The following is a 20,647-nucleotide window of genomic DNA, read 5'->3' on the forward strand; positions in this document are numbered from 1 at the left end:
AACATTACAGGCACACCAGGCACATCGTCCAAACCCTGCCGCATCCCGGGCGTGTCGCAACGTCGAACCCCGGAAAATCAAGGGTCCGAGCCCCGTTCGCGTGCCAGGGCCCGGCACAGGGCGTCCCAGGGCATGGTGACGATCGCGATCGACCGTCCGGATCGACCCGATCGCTCGGCCGCCCCGAGGGCGACGGGCCGCATCGTCAGCTGAGCGGCAACGCGAGGACGACGAGCAGCGAGAGCCCGGCGACGAAGACCCAGGAACCGAGGCCGACGAGGACGGCGCGACCACCGGTGCGGGCGAGACGCTCGAGCCGGACGCTCGACCCGAGCCCGACGAGTGCCAGGCCGAGCAGGACGGTCTGGACGGTGTCGGTTCCCGTGACCACCGCCTCCGGCAGGTCGACCAGGGTGCGCAGCACGACCGCGGCGAGGAACCCGACCACGAACAGGGGCACCAGGGGAGGCCGGGTGCCGGCGTCGCCTCCCCCGCGGCGGACCACCGCAGACGTGATCGCGACCACGGGGGCGAGCATGACCACCCGTGTGAGCTTGACCACGACGGCGATCGCGAGCGCTGAGGCGCCGGCGGTCTGCGCGGTCGCGACCACCTGGCCGACGTCATGGACGCTGGCGCCGGTCCACGCACCGAACTGCACCGGCGTCAGTCCGAGCGCCGAGCCGAGCGCGGGGAGGACCGCGATCGCCGCGGTGCCGCACAGGGTGACGAGGGCCACCGGTGTCGCGGCGTCCTTGCCGCGGTCGCGGGTCACCGCCGACATCGCGCCGATCGCCGACGCCCCGCAGATCGAGAAGCCGGCCGCGAGCAGGAGGGGCTGGTCACCGGGGAGGCGAGCCCACCTCCCGAGCAGCCAGGTCACCAGGAACGTGGCGACCAGGATCCCGACGACGCTGAGCACCGTCGCCCAGCCGAGCCCGGCCACGTCGACCAGGCTGAGCTTCAGCCCGAGCAGCACGACCCCGATGCGGAGCAGGCGCTTCGCCGACAGGGTCAGCCCGGGTGCGAGCACCCCGTCGAGTGCGGGCCGGAACGCCGGGACCTGGCCGAGGGCGATGCCGAGGACGACGCAGCCGGTCAGGACCGGGACCGCCGGCAGCACCAGGTGCACGAGCCAGGCGACCCCGAGCACCACGGCCGCGAGGCCGACCCCGGGGAGGACCCGTCGCCGCGGAGGCGCGGCGGACGGTGCCGGGGTCGTCACCGACGGTGCCTAGACGCGGTTCTTGGCGGGGTTGATCAGCGAGCCGATGCCCGAGATCGCGACCTCGACGGTCTCGCCCGCGGTGAACGGGCCGATGCCGGCCGGGGTGCCGGTGAGGATGACGTCGCCGGGCAGGAGCGTGAACACGTCGGTCACGTACTCGATCAGCTCGGGGATCTTGTGGATCATCTGCATCGTCGACTCGCGCTGCTTGACCTCGCCGTCGACGCGGGTCTCGATGGTCGCGTCGCTCCAGTCGAACTCGTTCTCGATGTACGGGCCGAGCGGCAGGAACGTGTCGTAGCCCTTGGCCCGGGTCCACTGGCCGTCGGCCGTCTGCACGTCGCGGGCGGTGACGTCGTTCGCGATCGTGTAGCCGAAGACCACGTCCTGGTAGTCCTCGGCCTTGACGCGCTTCGCGATCGAGCCGATCACGATGGCGAGCTCGCCTTCGAAGTCGACCTGCCCGATGTCGGGCGGCAGCTGGATCGAGTCGCCGAAGCCGATGACCGTCGTGTTCGGCTTCAGGAACAGCAGGGGCGCCTCCGGCGGGGTCTGCCCCAGCTCGTCGGCGTGGTCGTGGTAGTTCAGGCCCACGCCCACGACCTTCGAGCGCGGGATCACCGGCGCGAGCAGCTTGGCCGAGCGGAGCGAGACGCGCTCGCCCGTGGTCTCGTAGCCGCTGTACATCGGGTCGCCCGCGAGCACGATCAGCTCGCGCTCGTCGACGATGCCGTAGCGGGGGTCTTCTCCGGGGGTCGCGAACCGTGCGATCTTCATGCGTCGAGCCTCGTCATCCATCCGTGGACGTCGTCGCGACGCCCGTACTGGATGTCGGTGAGCTCTTCGCGCAGCGACATCGTGAGGGGTCCGCCCTCGGCGGCGGGCGAGCCGACGTGGAAGCCCTCGCCCTTGAGCTCGGCGATCGGCACGACCACGGCGGCCGTGCCGCAGGCGAAGACCTCGACGATGTCGCCGTTCTCGACCCCGTCACGCCACTCGTCGAGCGACACCCGGCGTCGCTCGACCCGGTGGCCGCGCGCCTCGGCGAGCTCGAGGATCGAGTCGCGGGTGATGCCCTCGAGGATCGAGTCGCTGTCGGGGGTGACCAGGGTGCCGTCCGCGTAGACGAGCACGACGTTCATGCCGCCGAGCTCTTCGATGTAGGTGCTCTCGGACGAGTCGAGGAACAGCACCTGCTGGCAGCCGTTCTCGTAGGCCTCCTGCTGCGGCAGCAGCGACGAGGCGTAGTTGCCGCCCGTCTTGGCGGCCCCCGTGCCGCCCTTGCCCGCGCGGGCGTAGTTCGTGGTGAGCCAGATCGAGACCGGGGCCACGCCTCCGGTGAAGTAGGCGCCTGCAGGGCTCGCGATGACGTGGTAGTCGACCTGCTGGGCCGCCCGCACGCCGAGGAAGCTCTCGCTCGCGATCATGAACGGCCGCAGGTAGAGGCTCGTCTCGGGGGCGCTCGGCACCCACGAGCTGTCGACCTGCACCAGCTGCTTGACGCTCTCGACGAAGTCGTCGGTCGAGAGCTCGGGCAGCGCGAGCCGCCGGGCCGAACGCTGGAGGCGCCTGCCGTTGGCGTCGGGGCGGAAGGACCAGATCGAGCCGTCCGCGTGGCGGTAGGCCTTCATGCCCTCGAAGATCTCCTGCGCGTAGTGCAGCACCGACGCGGCCGGGTCGAGCTGGAGCGGCCCGTACGGGTGCACCCGGGCGGCGTGCCAGCCCTCGTCGAGGGTCCAGCGGATGGAGACCATGTGGTCGGTGAAGTGCTTGCCGAAGCCCGGGTCGCTGAGGATCACCTCGCGCTCGGCGCTGTCACGGACCGACTCGGACGGGGTCAGCTCGAAGCTGAGGCCGAACTCGGCGGTCGTCGCGGTGTCGTCGCCGGTCGTGGCGGTGTCGCCGATCGTGGTGGTGTCGTCGGTCTGGCTCATGATGCGGCCTCCTGGCTGGTGAGGGCGGCGACGCGGTCGGCGATCGCCGTGCCGATCTCGGACGTGCTGCGGCGGGTGCCCGCTGACTGCTGACGCGCGGCGATGTCGGCCTCGACGGCCTCGCGGACCCGCGCCGCCGCCTCCTCCAGGCCCAGGTGGTCGAGCAGGAGCGCGACGGACAGGACCGCGGCGGTCGGGTCGGCCCGCTGCTGGCCGGCGATGTCGGGCGCCGAGCCGTGCACGGGCTCGAACATGCTCGGGAACGCCCCGCTCGGGTTGAGGTTGCCCGAGGCCGCGAGCCCGATGCCGCCGCTGACCGCGCCGGCGAGGTCGGTGAGGATGTCGCCGAACAGGTTGTCCGTGACGATCACGTCGAAGCGGGCCGGGTCGACGACCAGGTGGATGGTCGCCGCGTCGACGTGCTGGTAGTCGACCTCGACGTCGGGGTACTCGGCGGCGACCGCGTCGACGATGCGCTGCCAGAGGCCGCCCGCGAAGACGAGCACGTTGGTCTTGTGCACGAGGGTCAGGCGGCCCCGACGGCTGCGCGCCTTCTCGAAGGCGAAGCGGACCACCCGCTCGACGCCGTGCGCGGTGTTGACGCTCACCTCGTTGGCGATCTCGTGCGGCGTGCCGGCACGGAGGACGCCGCCGTTGCCGACGTACGGCCCCTCGGTGCCCTCGCGGACGACGACGAAGTCGACCTCGCCGGGGTCGGCCAACGGCGACGGGACACCCGGGTACACGGTGGTGGGACGGAGGTTGACGTAGTGGTCGAAGGCGAAGCGGAGCTTCAAGAGCAGGCCGCGCTCGATGATGCCGCCCGTGAGGCGGGGGTCGCGCGGGTCGCCGCCGACGGCACCGAGGAGGATCGCGTCGTGCGACGCGAGGGCCGCCAGGTCGTCGTCGGTGAGGATGTCGCCGGTCTCGAGGTAGCGCGTCGCGCCGAGCTCGAACGGCGTCACCTCGAAGGAGGCGTCGTCGCCTGCCGCGACCTCGAGCACCTTGAGCGCCTCGGCGACGACCTCGGGGCCGATGCCGTCGCCGGGGACGGCGGCGAGGCGGACGGTGCGCGACATGGGACTCCTGGGGTCGGCGAGGCGGGTGACCCTCCACTGTACCTGCGCGGGGAGGGGCGCCGCGCCGCCGGCATGGGGTCGCGGGCGGCCGTCGGGGACGGGCGTCGCGCCTCCTGGACAGGCCGTCGGGGACGCGCGCCGCGCCTCCTGCGGGTCAGTCGTGCGCGGAGGCCCGGCGGAGGGCCACGAGGGCGACCACGACGGCGAGCACCATCACGCCGGCCCCGACCGCCGCGGTCGCGACCAGCCCGGTGTCGAAGGCGTGCGTCGCGGCGTCGAGGAGCGCCGTGGCGAGCGAGGGCTCGAGGGGCTCCGCAGCGGCCACGGCGCCGCCGAGGGTCTCGCGGGCGGCCGCCGCGGCGTCGGCGGGAACCGTGCCGGGCACCACGAGCGCCCCGCGGTAGATCGCCGTGAGCATGCTGCCGAGCACGGCCGTGCCCAGCACCGCCCCGACCTCGTAGGCGGTCTCGGAGACCGCGGAGGCGGCTCCTGCGCGCTCGGCCGGGACCGCGGCGATGATCAGGTCGTTCGAGATCGTCTCGGCCGCTCCCACGCCGAGTCCGACGAGGGCGAAGCTGACGACGAACACCCACACCGGGGCGTCGGCGCCGGACAGCCACACGGCTCCGTAGGCGACGGCCGCGGCGCCCAGGCCGACGGCGACGATGCTGCGCGGCGCGACCCGGCGGACGAGCGGCACGACCGCCAGCCCGGACAGCACCATGACGACGAGGCCGGGCAGCAGGGTGAGCGCCGCGTGCAGCGGCCGCAGGCCCACGACGAGCTGCAGGTGCTGCGTCGTGAAGAAGAGGAAGCCCACCAGGGAGGTGATGGCCAGCAGGTTCACGACGATCGAGCCCGCGAACACCGGGTTCGTGAAGAGCCGCACGTCGAGCAGGGGACGCGGGCGCCGCAGCTGACGACGGACGAACAGCCACCCCGCCGTGAGGCCGACGACGGCGAGGGCGAGCACGTCGAGGCCCGGACCGTGCGTGGCGAGCTGCTTGATCGCCGCGACGACCGGCGCCATCGCGAGCAGGGAGAGCAGGACCGACACGAGGTCGAACGGACCGGGAGCGGGGTCGCGGCTCTCGACGACGAGGATCGGCGCGGCCACGAGCAGGGGCAGCAGCACCGGCACGGCGATGAGGAAGATCGAGCCCCAGGCGAAGTGCTCGAGGAGCGCTCCCCCGACGATCGGGCCGAGGGCGGAACCGGCCGCGAAGCCGCTCGCCCAGATCGCGATGGCGAGGCGGCGCTGGTCGCGGTCGGTGAAGGTGCTGCGCAGCAACGAGAGCGTGGCGGGCATGATCATCGCGCCGAAGAAGCCGAGCACGGCGCGGGCGGCGATCAGCGCCTCGGCGGTGGGGGCGAAGGCGGCGACGACCGAGACCGCGGCGAAGCCGCTGGCCCCGATGAGGAGGAGGCGCCTGCGGCCGAAGCGGTCGCCGAGGGAGCCCATCGCCACGAGCAGGCCGGCGAGGACGAGGGAGTAGACGTCGACGATCCAGAGCTGCGCGGCCGCCGAGGGCTGCAGCGCGGTCGAGATCTCGGGCAGGGCGAAGCTGAGCACCGTGTTGTCGACCGAGACGAGGAGGACCGGCAGCATCAGGACGACGAGGGCGGCCCACTGGCGGGCGCCGGCGCGGGCGGGCGCGGGGGCGGGGGCGCGTGTCGTCGTGGGGGTCGTCGGGGCGGGGGTGCGGCGGTCGTCGCGGGTGCTCATGGGTCTCTCGATGGTCGTGGTGGGCGTTCGGGGCGGGCTGTACCGTCTGGACGGTACAGCTTGACCGTCCAGACGGTACAGTAACAGGATGAGCCCGCGCCCGTCAGCCCGAGAGAAGATGCTCGACTCCTTCGAGCACCTCGTCGTCGAGGCCGGCGAGCGGAGTGCCACCTTCGACGCCGTCGCCGCCGCCGCGGACGTCTCGAAAGGCGGGCTGCTCTACCACTTCCCCTCGCGCGAAGCGCTGGTCGACGGGCTCGTCGCCCGCCTCGAGGCGCTGCTCGACGACGACGTCGAACGCATGACCTCGGCTGCCGACGGCGTCGTCGACTACTTCATCCGCACCTCCTCGCGGTCGGCCATCCCCGTGGACGACCCGCTCGACAGGTGCATCACCGCCGTCGCCGGCCTCGGCGCGAGCGGACGCTGGCCGCAGGCCGTCTCCGCGCTCACGGCCATGCAGGACCGCTGGTATCGGGTCGTGCTCGACGAGGTCGGCGACCCCGCGGTCGCCAGCCTCGTGTGCCTCGTCTCGGACGGGCTCTACTTCACGCCCGCGCAGTTCGAGGAGGCGTCGGTCGCGTCGGGTGCTGCCGGTGCTGCAGGTGCGTCGGGCGGATCGGGTGCGTCGGGTGCGTCCGGTGCCGCCGGGGCCGTGCACCGCGGCCGCGCCTCGGTCGATGAGGTCGTCGCGCTGCTGCGCAGCCTCGCACGCTGAGCGGCCGCCGACCGCCCCTTCCGCTGAGCCCTCGCGCCCGCGCGTGTCTGCGTACTCGCAAATGCCGACCTGCGGTGCTGCTGTAGCGGGATATCCGGGTGTTGTGCGGCCTGAGCGGTGCTCACGGTCGGCATTTGCTGCAGCCCTGCGTCCACGATCACCCACGAAGCGCAGAACCCGACCGGTGGGGCTGCTGTGACGGGATATCCAGTTGTTGCGCTGCCCGAACGGCGCTCACGGTCGGCATTTGCTGACGGGGCGGGGGCGGGTCAGGTAGGGAGGCGCGGGCCCGCGGGACCGGTCAGGCGGGGAGGATGCAGGCGGGGCTGCCGAGCGTGAAGACGTCGAGGGGCTCGCCGGGGACGCCCGTCTCGGGGTCGAGCGGCAGCACGGCGACCGTGTCCGAGCCCTGGTTCGCGACGTACAGCACGCCGGGCGTGATCACGAAGTGCCGCGGCCAGGTGCCGCCGCAGGGAGCCTCGCCGACGAGCTCGAGGCGGCCGTCGTCGCCTGGCGCGAGGACGCTGATGCTGTCGCGACCGCGGGTGGCGACGTAGACGCGTCCGCCGTCCACGTCGAGGTGCGAGGGGAAGACCCCGGACGCCGAGGACGAGCCCTCGAAGACCTCGACCGAGTGGTCGACGACCAGCTTCTCGCCGACGCGCCGGAGCACGTGCAGCCGGGCGTCGAGCTCGCCGGCGACGACGAGGCGATCGCCCAGCCACGCGACGTGACGCGGGCCGGCCCCGGCGGGCAGCAGGTGCACGCCGACGATCTCGGGCACGAGGGTGACGGGGTCGACGGCGACCTCGACCAGGCGGTCGGTCCCGAGGTCGCTGACCAGCAGCGTGCCCCACGGGGTGGGCGAGGCCTGGTGGGCGTGCGGGCGCTCCTGGCGCTCCTGCACCGGGCCGTGCCCGACGGGCAGCGCGACGGTGTGCGCCACCCGGCTCGTGAGCGAGGGGTCGCCGGAGAGGACGGAGACCGTGCCGCCGACGTAGTTCGTGACGACGAGCGCCCCGGAGGCGGGGTCGAACAGCACATGGCAGGGCGCGGCCCCGCCCGAGGCGGCGCTCGACGCGGCCACGAGGCGACCGGCGGAGACGGTGTACGACAGGACCCGCCCCTCCGTCGTCTCGGACACGGCGTGCAGAGCGCCCTCGGTCGCGACCAGGAAGGAGGGGTCGTCGGCCTCCACGGTCTGCACCGACTGCCACGGCTGACCCGGCGCGGTGCGCTCGAGCACGGTGATGCCCGCGCCGGAGCCGCCGCTGGAGGCGGTGTACGAGCCGACGTAGAGGCGCTGGGGCGAGCCGACGTCCGCCGCGGGGAACTCCGCCGCAGGGGTCTCGACCACGGACGGGTCGTGCCCGGCCGACGCGTCGAGCCCGGCTCCCGCGTCGGTCACGCCCGGCCCTCGGACGAGGACCCGGCGGCGTCGTTCGCGATGCGCTGGTGGTGCTGGATGACCTCGCCGACGATGAACCCGAGGAACTTCTCGGCGAAGGCCGGATCGAGATGCGATTCCTCGGCGAGCTGGCGGAGGCGCTGGATCTGCACGCGCTCGCGCTCGGGGTCGCTGGCCGGCATGCCCGCCGCCGCCTTGAGGTGCCCCACCGACTGCGTGAACTTGAAGCGCTCGGCGAGCAGGTGCACGAGCGCCGCGTCGATGTTGTCGATGCTCTGACGGATGCTCGAGAGCTCGTCGATCGCCTCGCGGTCGTCGGTCGTGAGGGGGCTGTCCGCCCCGAGGGGACTGTCGAGTGCCATGTCCCGACCCTATCGGGGCGCTGCGACGGCAGGCCGGGACGATCGGCGACGTTCCGTGTCGCAGGGCGGTGCGGACGGACGAAGGAGGCGCGTCCCGCGATCGCGGGACGCGCCTCCTTCGCTGCTGCTGTGCTGCTGTGCTGCTGCGTCAGTCGACGAGGGTCAGCGTGACCTCGACGTTGCCGCGGGTGGCGTTCGAGTACGGGCACACGTGGTGCGCGGCGTCGGCGAGCTCCTGGCGGCGGTCGGCCGGGACGTTCGGCGTGTAGATGTCGAGCTCGACGGCGAGGCCGTAGCCGCCGTCGCCGTTGCCGCCGATGCCGACGCTCGCGCTGACCGAGCTGTCGCTCGTGTCGACGTCGAGCTTCTTGGCGACGCCGTGCATCGCGCTGAGGAAGCAGGCCGCGTAGCCCGCGGCGAAGAGCTGCTCGGGGTTGGTGCCCTCGCCGGAGCCGCCGAGCTCCCTGGGCGGACGGGTGTCGAAGTCGAGGCGGTCGTCCTCGCTGCGGACGTGGCCGTCACGGCCCCCGCCGGTGGCGTGGGCGATGGCGGTGTAAGCGATCTCCAAAGTCATGAGAGCAACAGTCGACCCCTCATCTGGACGGTTGCTGAACAGTCTCCAGACGCTGCATGAGACCATCCCGGACGCCCGGCCACTCGTCGGCGAGGACGGAGTAGACGGCCGTGTCGCGCCACGAGCCGTCGGCCCGCGGCTGCGTGCGGCGGTGGACGCCCTCGAAGGTCGCGCCGAGCCGCGTGATCGCCGCCCGCGACCGCTCGTTCAGGGCGTCGGCCTGGATCTGGACACGCCCGAGACCGTGGTCGAAGAGCGACCCCAGCACGAGCAGCTTCGTCTCGACGTTGACGCCGGTGCCCCACACCTCGGGCGCGTAGGCGGTCCAGCCGACGTGGGCGCTCTCGCAGCGGAGGTCGACGAGGCCGACGGTGGTGGTGCCGACGAGCTCGCCGGGGACCTCGCCGGCCGGGACCGTGCGGCGGACGCCCCAGACGAGCCCCTCGTCCCAGGGCAGGTAGCCGCGCAGGAACTCGGCCCACTCGTCGTAGTCGTCGCGGTACGCCGCCGCGCCGCCGCCCCAGCCCCCGGCGAAGACCTCGGGCCTGCCGACGGCGCGGTGGAGCTCGGGCAGGTCGTCGTGACGGAGCGGGACGACCGTGACGAGACGGCCGACGAGGGGGACGAAGGGCAACGGCCCGAGCGCGGTCATGCGTCGATCCTGGCAGCGGCGGAGCAAGATGTCAGCGTGACCACACCCCGCACCTTCGGCCAGTCGGCCGAGTCGTTCGTCGACCTCCTCTCGCGAGTCCGCCCCGAGCAGTGGGACGCGCCCGGCCTCGGGCGCTGGACCGTCCGCGACCTGGCGGGCCACACCTCCCGGGCTGTGCTCACGGTGTCGACCTACCTCGGCCTGGACGAGCCGAGCGACGTGACCATCCCGTCGGCCGAGGCCTGGTACTCGGCGTACGCCTCGCAGTTCACCGACGCGGACGGCGTGCACGCCCGCGGCGTCGAGGCCGGCCGGTGGCTCGGCGACGACCCGGCCGCCCGGGTCGCCGAGGCGCTCGTCGAGTCGCGCGGCGCCCTCGACCGGGCCCCCTCGAACCGGATCGTGTCGCTCGGAGGCATGGGGATCCCGCTCGGCGAGTACCTGCGGACCCGCGTGTTCGAGCTCGTCGTGCACACCATCGACCTGTCACGCGCGACCGGGCTGGCCCACACGCTGCCGACGGCCGCGGTCGCCGACACCGCGGCGCTCGCCGCCCGGACCGCGACGATGCAGGGGCACGGCGAGGAGGTGCTGCTCGCGCTGACGGGACGCGGCCGCCTCGGGGACGGGTTCAGCGTCGTCTGAGGCGGGCGCGCCCGAGCGCGGGGCGACGGGAGGCGTCCCCGCGGCGGGTCAGGCGAGGAGGTCGTGGCGGACCACGACGGCCTCGCGGCCGGGGCCGACCCCGATCGCCGAGATGCGGGCGCCGCTCATGGCCTCGACGGCCAGGACGTAGTCCTGTGCGGCCTTCGGGAGGTCGCTGAACTCGCGGGCCCCGGTGATGTCCTCGGTCCAGCCGGGGAACTCCTCGTAGATCGGCACGGCGTGGTGGAAGTCGCTCTGCGACACCGGCACCTCGTCGTGACGCACGCCGTCGACGTCGTAGGCGACGCAGACCGGGATCGTCTCGAGGCCCGTGAGCACGTCGAGCTTCGTGAGCACGAAGTCGGTCACGCCGTTGATGCGCGCCGAGTAGCGGGCGATCGGGGCGTCGTACCAGCCGCAGCGACGCGGCCGGCCCGTGGTCGTGCCGAACTCGAAGCCGTTGGCGCGGAGGAACTCGCCGGAGGCGTCGAACAGCTCGGTCGGGAACGGACCTGCCCCGACACGGGTCGTGTACGCCTTGACGATGCCGATGACGCGCTGGATGCGGCCGGGACCGATGCCGGAGCCGGTGGAGGCGCCTCCTGCGGTCGCGGACGACGACGTGACGAACGGGTACGTGCCGTGGTCGACGTCGAGCATGGTCGCCTGGCCGGCCTCGAAGAGGACGGTCTTGTCGGCCTCGAGCGCCTGGTGGATCTCGAGCGCCGTGTCGGCCACCATCGGCTTCAGCCGCTCGGCGTACGAGAGCAGCGACTCGACGATCTCGTCGGCCTCGATCGCGCGGCGGTTGTAGACCTTCACCAGGAGGTGGTTCTTCTGGTCGAGGGCCGCCTCGACCTTCTGGCGCAGGATGCCCTCGTCGAAGATGTCCTGCACGCGGATGCCGACGCGGTTGATCTTGTCGGCGTAGGTCGGGCCGATGCCGCGACCTGTCGTGCCGATCTGGCGCTTGCCGAGGAAGCGCTCGGTCACCTTGTCGAGGGTGCGGTGGTAGTGCGTGATGACGTGCGCGTTCGCGCTGACCTTGAGCTTCGAGACGTCGACGCCGCGCGCGATCAGCGCGTCGAGCTCGTCGAAGAGCACCTCGATGTCGATGACGACGCCGTTGCCGATGACGGGCGTGACGCCGGGCGACAGGATGCCCGAGGGAAGCAGGTGCAGGGCGTACTTCTGGTCGCCGATGACGACCGTGTGGCCGGCGTTGTTGCCGCCGTTGAACTTGACGACGTAGTCGATGCGGCTGCCGAGCAGGTCGGTGGCCTTGCCCTTGCCTTCGTCGCCCCACTGGGCTCCGATGATGACTACTGCGGGCATGGTCGTCTCCTCGCGGTCGGCGATCGCGCCCGGATGAGGCACGCGTGCACCGTGTCAGGTGCACTTGAGTCTACCGACGAGGAGGCGCGGCACGCCCGTCGCGCACCGCTCTAGGAATTCGTTGCGCAATACGACAAACTACCCCCATGAGTCTCGTCGCCGGGGTCGACTCCTCGACCCAGAGTTGCAAGGTCGTGATCCGCGACACCGCCACCGGAGAGCTGGTGCGCCAGGGCACCGCCCGGCACCCGGAGGGCACCGAGGTGCCGCCCGACGCCTGGTGGGACGCCCTCGTCGAGGCGATCGACGCGGCCGGCGGCCTCGACGACGTCGCCGCGATCTCGGTCGCCGGGCAGCAGCACGGGATGGTCGTGCTCGACTCCGACGGCGCGGTCGTGCGCGACGCCCTGCTCTGGAACGACACCCGCAGCGCCGGGGCGGCTCGCGAGCTGACCGCCGAGCTCGGGGCGGAGGAGTGGGCGCGACGGACGGGCTCGGTGCCCGTCGCCTCCTTCACGGCCACCAAGCTGCGCTGGCTGCGCGACGCCGAGCCCGAGGCCGCCGCGCGCGTCGCCGCCGTGGCGCTGCCGCACGACTGGCTGACCTGGCGGCTCCTCGGTCACGGGCCCGCCGCCTCCTCGCCGCTCGGCCCCGACCTCGAGGCGCTCGTCACCGACCGCAGCGACGCCAGCGGCACCTCGTACTGGAGCCCGGGCGACGACGCGTACGACCTGGAGCTGTTCGAGCGGGCGCTCGGGAAGACCGGGCGAGTCGCCGCGGGACGCGACGGAGCCGCTGCTTCGACTGCTGCTTCGGCGCCTGCTGCTGCTCCTGCTCCTGGCGACGTCGTGCTGCCGCGCGTGCTGGGACCGTCGGAGGCGGCGGGCACGACGGTCGCGCACGGGCCGGTCCCCGAGGGGGTCCTCGTCGGGGCGGGCGCCGGCGACAACGCCGGCGCGGCCCTCGGGCTGGACGCCGGGGTGGGCGACCTCGTCATCAGCATCGGCACCAGCGGGACGGCGTTCGCCGTGACCGACGCGCCCGTCCACGACGGGTCGGGCACGGTCGCCGGCTTCGCCGACGCCGCCGGCGGGTTCCTGCCGCTCGTCGCCACCCTCAACGCGGCCCGCGTGCTGTCGTCGATCGGCACGCTGCTCGGCGTCGACCACGACGAGTTCGCGCGGCTGGCGCTCGCCGCGGAGCCCGGCTCCGGCGGGGTCTCGCTCGTGCCGTACTTCGAGGGCGAGCGGACGCCCGACCTGCCCGACGCGACGGCCACCCTCTCGGGGCTGACGCTCGCCTCGACCACCCGCGAGAACCTCGCCCGTGCCGCCGTCGAGGGGATGCTGTCGGCCCTCGCCGACGGCGCCGCCGCCGTGCGCGACCAGGGGGTGGAGGTGCGGCGCGTGCTGCTGATCGGCGGCGCCGCGCTGAACCCGGCCGTGCAGGCCGTCGCCGCCCAGGTGCTCGACGTGCCGGTCACGGTGCCCGCGCCCGGCGAGTACGTCGCGGACGGTGCGGCACGGCAGGCGGCGTGGGCCCTCTCGGGGACGCGACCGGGGTGGGCGGTGTCGACCCGCGCCTCCTCGGAGCCGGACCTCGTGCCCGCGATCGGCCAGCGCTACCGCGCGGCGCAGGCGCTCGGGTCGCTGCCGCGCTGACCTGCACGCCTGCGATCGGCCGAGGGCGGGTCAGCGAGGTCGAGGGCGGGTCAGCGGCGACCCGCCCTCGAGCGAGCTGACCCGCCCTCGACGGACAGGAGGCGAGAGGGTCGGGCGCAGGAGGCGGGACCTAGGATCGGGGACATGCCACCGGAACCGGGACCCACCCGCTCGACGATGACCGAGGACTACCTCAAGGTCATCTGGAAGGCCGAGGAGTGGGCCGCCGAGGGCTCCCCCGGCATCACGACCAACGAGATCGCGGCGACGCTCGGGGTGGGCGCGTCGACGGTGTCGGGCAACCTCCGCAAGCTCGAGCGCGACGGGTTCATCGACTACACGCCGTACCGCAGCATCGCCCTGAGCGAGCGTGGCCGGCACGTCGCCGTCGGCATGGTGCGCCGCCACCGCCTGATCGAGACGTACCTCGTCGAGCGGCTCGGCTACGCGTGGGACGAGGTGCACGACGAGGCCGAGGTGCTCGAGCACGCCGTCAGCGACCGCCTGCTCGAGGCGTTCGACGTCGAGCTGGGGCGCCCCACGGCCGACCCGCACGGTGACCCGATCCCGCAGGCCGACGGCACCGTCGTGCGGCCCGAGGCCCACACCCTGCAGGAGTTCGTCGAGGGCGAGTGCGGCCACGTCGTCCGCGTCTCGGACGACGAGCCCGAGCTGCTGCGCTACCTGGGCTCGCTGCAGCTGCGGGTGGGCGCGCACGTCCGGGTCGCCGAGCGCCGCGACTACGCGGGGTCGCTGCGGGTCGAGCTCGACGACGGCACGGTCGACCTCGCCGGGCCCGCCGCGGTCGCCGTCTGGGCGACGCGCGACGAGCACGGGCACGCGGCGGCCGCCACGGCCTGACACCGGGTCAGGAGGCGCGGGCCGGGTCAGGAGGCGCGGGCCGGGTCGGCGAGGAGGTCGGCGAACGCCAGCTCGGCGGCCCCGATCATCAGCCGGTCGGCGCCGAGCGCGGCCCGCCGCAGCTGCACGCCGTCGCGCGGCCCGGGCAGCGCCTGCGCGGTCACGCGGTCGAGCAGCCGGTCGGGCGCGGCGGCCTGCAGCGACCCGAGGAACCCGCCGAGCACGATCACCGACGGGTTGAAGGCGTTGAGCACGTTGCGGAGCGCCACGGCCACGTAGTCGACCTGGCGCTCGACCTCGCGGCGCACGTCGGCGTCGCCCTCGGCGAGCGCCGTCGCCAGCGCGGCGTCGAGCTCGTCCGCCTGGGCGCGGGACAGGCCGGTGACGGCCAGCAGCTCGGCCTGGCCGACCTCGGTCTCGAGGCAGCCGACGGCGCCGCAGTGGCAGAGCCGCCCGGCCGACTCGACGAGCGTGTGGCCGATCTCGCCCGCGAAGCCGTCGCGGCCGCGGAGGGGGCGGCCGTCGACGACCACTCCCCCGCCGACGCCGCTCGCGCCGCCGTTGAGGAAGACGAGGTCGCTCGCTCCCGCGCCGGCGCCGAAGAGGCCCTCGGCGACGACGGCGGTGCTCGCGTCGTTGGCCGCCCGGGCAGGCAGGCCGGTGGCGTCGGACAGGAGGCGCGCGAACGGCTCGTCGACCCAGCCGAGGTGCGGCGCGAGACGGACGAGGCCGCCGTCCGCGTGCACGAGGCCGGGCACGGCGGCGCCGACGCCGACGACCCGGGCTCCGGGCACCTCGTCGACGAGCTCGCGGACGAGGCGGGCCGCGATCTCCGCCGCCTCGACCGCGGTGGGGACGCCGTCCGTCTCGTGCCGGACCCGGCGCTGCACGACCCCGTCGAGCCCGACGCGGCCGACGGTCACGGCGTCGATCTCGGGGTTGACCGCGAAGGCCACGACGTCGGGCGAGGCGCTGACCACCGGGCTGGGGCGGCCGACCCGGTTCGCCGCGACGGGCTCCGACTCGACGACGAGGCCGCGCTCGACGAGCTCGCCCACGAGGGCGGCGATGGTCGAGCGGTTGAGACCGGTCAGTCGCGTCAGCTCGCTGCGCGAGGTCGGGCCGTCGCCGTGCACGATGCCGAGCACCGAGGAGAGGTTCGACCCACGAGGGCGATCGAGGAGGGGACGGGCGCGACCGGCGGGAGGGGCGCCTCCTGCATCGGGCAGCGCCGTCGCCAGAGCGCCTGTCGTGTCGTTCGCCTCGTCCTGCACCGCGGCCTCCCTGGTCACCAGGGTATCGGGGCGCTCACGCCTGGTGCGGCTCGGCGCCGAGCGGCACCAGCGGCGGCACGTCCGGGCGGGTGACCAGCGTCACGACGGTGCCGGACGCGCTCGACGCGGCCACCGCCTCCGTGATCTCGAGCACGTGCAGGGCGACGTCGCCGGAGGCGCGGTGCGGCTCCCCCGCCGCGACCGCCCTGGCGAGGTCGGCCAGGCCGTACCCGCGACCCGCGTCGCCGTAGCCCGCCGTGGCCGGGACCTCGCGCCAGGTGCGGTCGTCGGCGGTGAGCAGCTCGACGGGGTCGCCGAACATGTTCGCGTCGGGGACGGCGATCGTGCCGAGCGTGCCGTAGAGCTCGGTGATCGGCGCCCGGGAGCCCCACACCTCGAAGCTCACCGTCACGGTCGACGTCGCTCCCGAGGCGTGCCGCAGCAGCGCGCTCGCGTGCGTGTCGACGTCGACCTCGAGCCGCTCGCCGGCGCGGGGGCCGGTGCCGATCGTCCGCCGCCGGGCCGAGCGCGAGACGAGGCCGGACACCGAGACGACCGGCCCGAGCAGGTGCACGAGCGTCGTCAGGTAGTAGGGGCCCATGTCGAACAGCGGGCCGCCCCCTGCCCGGTAGTAGAAGTCGGGCGCGGGGTGCCAGGCCTCGTGCCCGGAGGCCGTCCACGAGACTGCGGCGCCGACGGGGTCGCCGACCACCCCCGAGGCGACGAGCTGGGCTGCGGTCTGCACCCCCGTGCCGAGCACCGTGTCCGGTGCCGAGCCGACCCGCACCCCTGCCGCCCGGGCCGCCTCGAGCACCGCGGCGCCGTCGGCGACCGTGAGCGCGAGCGGCTTCTCGCCGTAGACGTGCTTGCCGGCCGCGATCGCCCGCAGCGCGATCTCCGCGTGCGCGGCCGGGATCGTGAGGTTCAGCACCACGTCGACCCGGTCGTCGGCGAGCAGCTCGTCGACGGTCAGGGCGCGCACGCCGAGACGCTCCGCCACGGAGGCGGCCCTCGCCCGGTCGAGGTCGGCCACGGCCTCGAGGGCGAGACCGGGCAGCCGCTCGAACGAGGCGAAGTACTGCTCGCTGATGACCCCGACGCCGACCACGCCGATGCGCATCGGCGCGGCGGCCGAGCCGCCGGTCGTGCTCTCGCCGGTCGTGCTCGTGCCGGTCGTGCCGCCGCCGGCCACGCCCGCGTCCACGCCGCTCATCGCGAGGCCCACAGCAGGCCGCGCTCGACGAGCGTGCGGACGGTCGGGTGGTCGAGCACGGCCTGCGAGTGCCCCGGGGTGACGACGGCGATGCGGCCGAGGCCCCACTGACGGGTCCAGACGGCGGGCGAGGTCACCGGGCGGGTCCAGGGGTCGCCGGCCCGCGCCTCCTGCGTGGTCGTCGCGAGCACGTCGAGGTAGTCGTCGTGCAGCAGCCAGTACTGCTCGCTCTCGACCTCGAAGTCGTCGAGGCCCTCGGTGACGGGATGCGTCGCCGCCGCCTCGGTGAAGCGGATCACGTGCCGCACGAAGCCGTCCGTCTCGTCGCCGACCCGGTCGGCCGCGGCCTTGCCGGGGTGCGCCGCGAACTGGCCGCCGATCAGGTGCAGGTAGTCGGCGTCGCCGCGGAACGAGTCCGCGATGCCGCCGTGCCAGCCGGCCAGGCCGGTGCCCGCCTCGACGGCCGCGCGGAGCCCCACGGTCTGCGCCCCCTCGATCGTCGACATCGTGACGTTCTGCAGCACGAGGTCGGCGTCGCGCATCACGTCGGCGTCGGCGTAGACCGCCGGGCCGTCGTGCAGGCTGACCTCGAAGCCGGACCGCTCGAGGAACGGCACGAACGAGTCGGTCGTGCCGGTCGGGTCGTGGCCCTCCCAGCCGCCGCGGACGACGAGCGCGCGGCGGGTCACGAGGTCGCCCCTGCCGTGGTCGCCGCAGGTGCCGTGGGGACCGCCTGCAGCGCGGCGCGCACCGAGGTCCACGACTCGAGGCGGGCCCGGACGTCGTCGCGCGCCTCCCGCTCGATCGCTGTCACGAGCGCCCGCTCGAGCAGGTCGTCGATCACGACCCGCTGCCCGCTGCGCGTCGACTCGATCGCTGCCTCGACCATCGCGAGGCTCATCACGTTCTCGTGCACCTCGCCGTGCGGCACGTCGCCGGTGCGGAGCGCCCCGACGAACGCGGCGAGCGAGCCCTTGATCCCGTCGCCGACGGTCGGCAGGGGCGACAGCCGGGGCGACGAGGAGGCGCCCGTCTCGTCCGCGAGGGCGAGCACGGGAGCCTCGTCGCCGTCCCAGAGCGCGGTGCCGGCCGAGCCGCCGACGCGCCACGAGCCGTTCCACGAGGTCTCGGCGCCGGGGCTGCACCAGCTGCCCGAGTAGGCGTAGCGCACCCCGCCCTCGAACTCGAAGACGGCGTTCGCGGCCGCGTCGCCGCGGTACCAGCTCCACGACGGGCTGAACGACTCGCACCAGACCGACACGGGGTCGGCGTCGAGCAGCCAGCGCACCGAGTCGAACGGGTGCACGGCCATGTCGAGCAGCAGGACGTCGTCCATCTGCTCGCGGAAGCCGCCGAAGTGCGGCGCCTTGAAGAACTCGGTCGTGACGACGCCGACCTCCCCGAGCTCGGCGACCTGCTGCTTGAGGGCGACCAGGTGGTCGTCGTAGCGACGCGACTGGCTGACCATGAAGAGCTCGCCCGTCACCTCGGCGGCGGCCGCGAGCGAGAGCCCCTCGGCGACGTCGAGCGCGACCGGCTTCTCGCCGAGGACGGGCAGGCCGGCGAACAGCGACTGCGTCGTCACGGGGTGGTGCGCCACCGGCACCGTCACGTCGACCACCGCGTCGGGCGAGAGGTCGGCGATCAGCGCGCCGAGGTCGGTCGAGACGGGCAGCGACGCGTCTCCGTGGTGCTCGGCACCCGCCCGGGCGGCGTCGAGGTCGAGGTCGACGATGCCGACCAGCTCGACGTCGGCGCTGTCGGCGAGCGCGCGGAGCCAGGCCCGACCCATGCCTCCTGCACCGACCTGGACGACGCGCAGGGCGCCTCCTCGGCTGTCGACGGTGCGGAACGTCATCGCTCGAGGGCCCCTTCGTAGTCGGCCCCCTGGAAGTACTGGCCGGTCTCGTAGCGCAGCAGGGTCGGCGTCTCGCGCTCGCGCTCGGGGCGTGCCCACTCGACGCCGTTCGCGATCACGCGGCGGACGGCGCGGTGGTGGTAGACGGGGAAGTCCTGGTCGCCGGGGCTGAAGAAGAACACCTTGCCGAAGCCACGCCGGTAGGTCATGCCGCTGCGGAACACCTCGCCGCCGGTGAAGCCCGAGATGAAGACCAGCTCGTCGGGGGTCGGCACGTCGAAGTACTCGCCGTACATCTCCTGCTCGGGGATGACGATCGGGTTCGGCACGCCGCGCGTGATCGGGTGCTGCGGGTTGACGGTCCAGACGAGCTCCTGGTCGTGCTCGCTGCGCCAGCGGAGGGTGCAGGTCGTGCCCATCAGCTTCGTGAAGATCTTCGACCAGTGACCGGAGTGCAGCACGATCAGGCCCATGCCTGCGAGCACGTGGCGGTGCACCCGCTCGACGACCTCGTCGCTCACCTCGTCGTGCGCCGCGTGGCCCCACCAGGTGAGCACGTCGGTCTGCTCGAGCGCCTCCTCGCTGAGGCCGTGCTCGGGCATGTCCATCGTCGCGATCGTGATCTGCGCGTCGGGCAGGTTCTCGCCGACGCCCTCGGCGATCGCTCCGTGCATGCCCGTGGGGTAGCGCTCGGCGACGTGCTGCTCGATCTGCTCGTGGCGGTTCTCGCCCCAGACGGTCACGCGGAGGGGGGTGGTGGGGGTGGTCATGGGTCTTCTCTCGGCAGGGACGGGTCGGGTCGGATCGGGTCAGGGCGCGGTCGCGAGCCAGCGGCTGCCGTCGGCGGCGCTGCGCTCGACGGCGTCGAGGACGCGCTGCACCTGGAGGCCCTCGGCGAAGGAGGGGGTCGGCTGCTCCCCCGCCGCGATGGCCGTGACGAGGTCGCGGGCCTGGTGGCTGAAGGCGTGCTCGTAGCCGAGGCCGTGACCCGTCGGCCACCACGAGCCCGTGTAGGGATGCTCGGGCTCGGTCACGAGCACGCGCCGGAAGCCGAGCTGGTCGACCGGGGCGCCGGCGTCGTAGACCTCGAGCTCGTTCATCCGCTCGAGGTCGAAGGCGATCGCGCCGCCCGTGCCGCTGAACTCGAGCCGCAGCGCGTTCTTGCGGCCGGTCGCGACGCGGGTGGCCTCGAACGTCGCGAGGGCGCCTCCTGCGACCCTGGCCGTGAAGAGGGCCGCGTCGTCGACCGTCACCTGCCCGCGCTCGGAGGAGGCGGTGCCGCCGAGGCCGCGGACCTCGCCGAGCAGGGGGCGCTCGGTCGTGAAGGTGTGCAGCAGGCCGCTGACGTCGGTGAGGGCCCGGCCCGTGACGAACTGCACGGCGTCGACGAGGTGGGCGCCGATGTCGCCGAGCGAGCCGGAGCCGGCGACGCTCTTGTCGAGGCGCCAGGTCATCGGGCCCTCGGGGTCGACCAGCCAGTCCTGCAGGTAGAGGGCACGCACCTGGCGCAGCTCGCCGATCGCGCCCCGCGCGACGAGGTCACGGGCGAAGGTGATCGCGGGCACGCGGCGGTAGCTGAAGCCGACCATCGCGAGGACGCCCCGGGCGGCCGCCCGCTCGGCGGCCTCGGCCATCAGCTCGGCCTCGGCGACGGTGTTGGCGAGCGGCTTCTCGCAGAGCACGTGCTTGCCGGCCTCGAGGGCGGCGACCGCGATCTCGACGTGCGTCGAGCCGGGCGAGCAGATGTCGACGAGCTGGACGTCGTCGCTCTCGACCACGCGCCTCCAGTCGGACTCGGCGCGCTGCCAGCCCCAGCGGGCGGCAGCGGCGCGGGTCGCGTCGGCGTCGCGGCCGACGATCGCCGTCATCCTCGGGGCCAGCGGGAGGTCGAAGAACGCGGGCGCCGTGCGCCAGGCCTGCGAGTGGGCGGCGCCCATGAAGCCGTGGCCGACCATCGCGACGCCGAGGTCGGGGCGGACGTCGTCGAGCCGGGTCGCAGCGGCGCTGGTCTCGTCGGGGGACATCTGACTCCTTCGTCACGCGTCGCCACGTTCGTTGTGGCCAACAACAAAGTACGGGCGGCGGCGAGGGCACGCAACCTCCCCGCCCGACGACGGGG

General features: G+C 73.7%; 20 protein-coding genes. 4 read left to right on the top strand and 16 right to left on the bottom strand.

The features are described 5' to 3' along the window. Nucleotides 1–205 precede the first annotated feature (205 nt). The 5 genes from IFT90_RS14965 to IFT90_RS14985 all read right to left on the bottom strand — a co-directional run bounded on the left by IFT90_RS14965 (nt 206) and on the right by IFT90_RS14985 (nt 5,967). Complete coding sequence (locus IFT90_RS14965) at nt 206–1,225, bottom strand: putative sulfate exporter family transporter (protein WP_192043011.1); 1,020 nt, start codon at nt 1,223–1,225, stop codon at nt 206–208. Nucleotides 1,226–1,234: 9 nt separating this feature from the next. Beyond that, nucleotides 1,235–2,005: a fumarylacetoacetate hydrolase family protein gene (locus tag IFT90_RS14970; RefSeq protein ID WP_192043012.1), complete on the bottom strand. Its 771-nt coding sequence runs from the start codon at nt 2,003–2,005 to the stop codon at nt 1,235–1,237. After that, nucleotides 2,002–3,162, bottom strand: a complete 1,161-nt coding sequence (locus IFT90_RS14975; RefSeq protein WP_192043013.1) for a branched-chain amino acid aminotransferase — start codon at nt 3,160–3,162, stop codon at nt 2,002–2,004. The genes IFT90_RS14970 and IFT90_RS14975 overlap by 4 nt, the downstream gene beginning before the upstream one ends. Continuing rightward, complete coding sequence (locus tag IFT90_RS14980) at nt 3,159–4,241, bottom strand: 3-isopropylmalate dehydrogenase (protein ID WP_192043014.1); 1,083 nt, start codon at nt 4,239–4,241, stop codon at nt 3,159–3,161. Before IFT90_RS14980 ends, IFT90_RS14975 begins: the two co-directional genes overlap by 4 nt. 154 nt (nt 4,242–4,395) lie before the next feature. Then, the gene (locus tag IFT90_RS14985) at nt 4,396–5,967 is read right to left on the bottom strand and encodes an MFS transporter (RefSeq protein WP_192043015.1); all 1,572 of its coding nucleotides are present in this window, start codon (nt 5,965–5,967) and stop codon (nt 4,396–4,398) included. An 88-nt stretch (nt 5,968–6,055) separates the two neighbouring features. On the opposite strand from IFT90_RS14985, the gene IFT90_RS14990 reads away from it, so the two are divergent. After that, nucleotides 6,056–6,685, top strand: coding sequence for a TetR/AcrR family transcriptional regulator (locus IFT90_RS14990; protein ID WP_192043016.1), 630 nt, complete (start codon nt 6,056–6,058; stop codon nt 6,683–6,685). A 301-nt stretch (nt 6,686–6,986) separates the two neighbouring features. Here IFT90_RS14990 and IFT90_RS14995 read toward each other — a convergent pair whose 3' ends face one another. The 4 genes from IFT90_RS14995 to IFT90_RS15010 all read right to left on the bottom strand — a co-directional run bounded on the left by IFT90_RS14995 (nt 6,987) and on the right by IFT90_RS15010 (nt 9,681). Beyond that, on the bottom strand, nt 6,987–8,093 hold the full coding sequence (locus IFT90_RS14995; RefSeq protein WP_192043017.1) for a beta-propeller fold lactonase family protein: 1,107 nt from the start codon (nt 8,091–8,093) through the stop codon (nt 6,987–6,989). Beyond that, nucleotides 8,090–8,455 carry a chorismate mutase gene (locus IFT90_RS15000; protein ID WP_123548564.1) on the bottom strand — a complete coding sequence of 122 codons (366 nt, stop codon included), beginning with the start codon at nt 8,453–8,455 and terminating at the stop codon, nt 8,090–8,092. Before IFT90_RS15000 ends, IFT90_RS14995 begins: the two co-directional genes overlap by 4 nt. Before the next feature lie 148 nt (nt 8,456–8,603). Then, nucleotides 8,604–9,023, bottom strand: coding sequence for an organic hydroperoxide resistance protein (locus IFT90_RS15005; RefSeq protein WP_305798191.1), 420 nt, complete (start codon nt 9,021–9,023; stop codon nt 8,604–8,606). A gap of 25 nt (nt 9,024–9,048) precedes the next feature. Further along, nucleotides 9,049–9,681 carry a GNAT family N-acetyltransferase gene (locus IFT90_RS15010; protein WP_192043019.1) on the bottom strand — a complete coding sequence of 211 codons (633 nt, stop codon included), beginning with the start codon at nt 9,679–9,681 and terminating at the stop codon, nt 9,049–9,051. Nucleotides 9,682–9,717: 36 nt separating this feature from the next. Between IFT90_RS15010 and IFT90_RS15015 the strand changes: the two genes are divergently transcribed. Next, complete coding sequence (locus IFT90_RS15015) at nt 9,718–10,326, top strand: maleylpyruvate isomerase family mycothiol-dependent enzyme (protein ID WP_192043020.1); 609 nt, start codon at nt 9,718–9,720, stop codon at nt 10,324–10,326. Nucleotides 10,327–10,374: 48 nt separating this feature from the next. Here IFT90_RS15015 and IFT90_RS15020 read toward each other — a convergent pair whose 3' ends face one another. After that, nucleotides 10,375–11,661, bottom strand: coding sequence for an adenylosuccinate synthase (locus IFT90_RS15020; RefSeq protein WP_192043021.1), 1,287 nt, complete (start codon nt 11,659–11,661; stop codon nt 10,375–10,377). A 146-nt stretch (nt 11,662–11,807) separates the two neighbouring features. Between IFT90_RS15020 and IFT90_RS15025 the strand changes: the two genes are divergently transcribed. Together IFT90_RS15025 and IFT90_RS15030 are read left to right on the top strand one after the other, a co-directional pair. Further along, entirely contained in the window at nt 11,808–13,322 is a 1,515-nt protein-coding gene (locus IFT90_RS15025) for an FGGY family carbohydrate kinase (RefSeq protein ID WP_192043022.1), read from the top strand. Nucleotides 13,323–13,466: 144 nt separating this feature from the next. After that, the gene (locus IFT90_RS15030; protein ID WP_192043023.1) at nt 13,467–14,183 is read left to right on the top strand and encodes a metal-dependent transcriptional regulator; all 717 of its coding nucleotides are present in this window, start codon (nt 13,467–13,469) and stop codon (nt 14,181–14,183) included. A 26-nt stretch (nt 14,184–14,209) separates the two neighbouring features. On the opposite strand, the gene IFT90_RS15035 is transcribed toward IFT90_RS15030, so the two are convergent. The 6 genes from IFT90_RS15035 to IFT90_RS15060 all read right to left on the bottom strand — a co-directional run bounded on the left by IFT90_RS15035 (nt 14,210) and on the right by IFT90_RS15060 (nt 20,552). Beyond that, nucleotides 14,210–15,475: an ROK family protein gene (locus tag IFT90_RS15035; protein ID WP_371741046.1), complete on the bottom strand. Its 1,266-nt coding sequence runs from the start codon at nt 15,473–15,475 to the stop codon at nt 14,210–14,212. Nucleotides 15,476–15,491: 16 nt separating this feature from the next. Further along, nucleotides 15,492–16,577 carry a Gfo/Idh/MocA family protein gene (locus IFT90_RS15040; RefSeq protein WP_192043077.1) on the bottom strand — a complete coding sequence of 362 codons (1,086 nt, stop codon included), beginning with the start codon at nt 16,575–16,577 and terminating at the stop codon, nt 15,492–15,494. Between the two features lie 89 nt (nt 16,578–16,666). Next, nucleotides 16,667–17,359: a ThuA domain-containing protein gene (locus IFT90_RS15045; RefSeq protein WP_192043024.1), complete on the bottom strand. Its 693-nt coding sequence runs from the start codon at nt 17,357–17,359 to the stop codon at nt 16,667–16,669. Beyond that, nucleotides 17,356–18,528: a Gfo/Idh/MocA family protein gene (locus tag IFT90_RS15050; RefSeq protein WP_192043025.1), complete on the bottom strand. Its 1,173-nt coding sequence runs from the start codon at nt 18,526–18,528 to the stop codon at nt 17,356–17,358. Before IFT90_RS15050 ends, IFT90_RS15045 begins: the two co-directional genes overlap by 4 nt. After that, complete coding sequence (locus IFT90_RS15055) at nt 18,525–19,298, bottom strand: ThuA domain-containing protein (protein ID WP_192043026.1); 774 nt, start codon at nt 19,296–19,298, stop codon at nt 18,525–18,527. Before IFT90_RS15055 ends, IFT90_RS15050 begins: the two co-directional genes overlap by 4 nt. 39 nt (nt 19,299–19,337) lie before the next feature. Further along, nucleotides 19,338–20,552: a Gfo/Idh/MocA family oxidoreductase gene (locus tag IFT90_RS15060; RefSeq protein ID WP_192043027.1), complete on the bottom strand. Its 1,215-nt coding sequence runs from the start codon at nt 20,550–20,552 to the stop codon at nt 19,338–19,340. Nucleotides 20,553–20,647 lie beyond the last annotated feature (95 nt).

It is taken from the genome of Frigoribacterium sp. CFBP 8766, from assembly GCF_014841435.1.
GTDB lineage: Bacteria > Actinomycetota > Actinomycetes > Actinomycetales > Microbacteriaceae > Frigoribacterium.

Excerpts from the sequence above, each read along its gene's own strand:
- IFT90_RS15020 (WP_192043021.1), bottom strand. The coding sequence starts at position 11,661 with ATGCCCGCAGTAGTCATCATCGGAGCCCAGTGGGGCGACGAAGGCAAG.
- IFT90_RS15010 (WP_192043019.1), bottom strand. The coding sequence starts at position 9,681 with ATGACCGCGCTCGGGCCGTTGCCCTTCGTCCCCCTCGTCGGCCGTCTC.
- IFT90_RS14985 (WP_192043015.1), bottom strand. The coding sequence starts at position 5,967 with ATGAGCACCCGCGACGACCGCCGCACCCCCGCCCCGACGACCCCCACG.
- IFT90_RS15060 (WP_192043027.1), bottom strand. The coding sequence starts at position 20,552 with ATGTCCCCCGACGAGACCAGCGCCGCTGCGACCCGGCTCGACGACGTC.
- IFT90_RS15050 (WP_192043025.1), bottom strand. The coding sequence starts at position 18,528 with ATGACGTTCCGCACCGTCGACAGCCGAGGAGGCGCCCTGCGCGTCGTC.
- IFT90_RS15000 (WP_123548564.1), bottom strand. The coding sequence starts at position 8,455 with ATGGCACTCGACAGTCCCCTCGGGGCGGACAGCCCCCTCACGACCGAC.
- IFT90_RS14970 (WP_192043012.1), bottom strand. The coding sequence starts at position 2,005 with ATGAAGATCGCACGGTTCGCGACCCCCGGAGAAGACCCCCGCTACGGC.
- IFT90_RS15025 (WP_192043022.1), top strand. The coding sequence starts at position 11,808 with ATGAGTCTCGTCGCCGGGGTCGACTCCTCGACCCAGAGTTGCAAGGTC.
- IFT90_RS15055 (WP_192043026.1), bottom strand. The coding sequence starts at position 19,298 with ATGACCACCCCCACCACCCCCCTCCGCGTGACCGTCTGGGGCGAGAAC.
- IFT90_RS14975 (WP_192043013.1), bottom strand. The coding sequence starts at position 3,162 with ATGAGCCAGACCGACGACACCACCACGATCGGCGACACCGCCACGACC.
- IFT90_RS15040 (WP_192043077.1), bottom strand. The coding sequence starts at position 16,577 with ATGCGCATCGGCGTGGTCGGCGTCGGGGTCATCAGCGAGCAGTACTTC.
- IFT90_RS14990 (WP_192043016.1), top strand. The coding sequence starts at position 6,056 with ATGAGCCCGCGCCCGTCAGCCCGAGAGAAGATGCTCGACTCCTTCGAG.
- IFT90_RS15030 (WP_192043023.1), top strand. The coding sequence starts at position 13,467 with ATGCCACCGGAACCGGGACCCACCCGCTCGACGATGACCGAGGACTAC.
- IFT90_RS14980 (WP_192043014.1), bottom strand. The coding sequence starts at position 4,241 with ATGTCGCGCACCGTCCGCCTCGCCGCCGTCCCCGGCGACGGCATCGGC.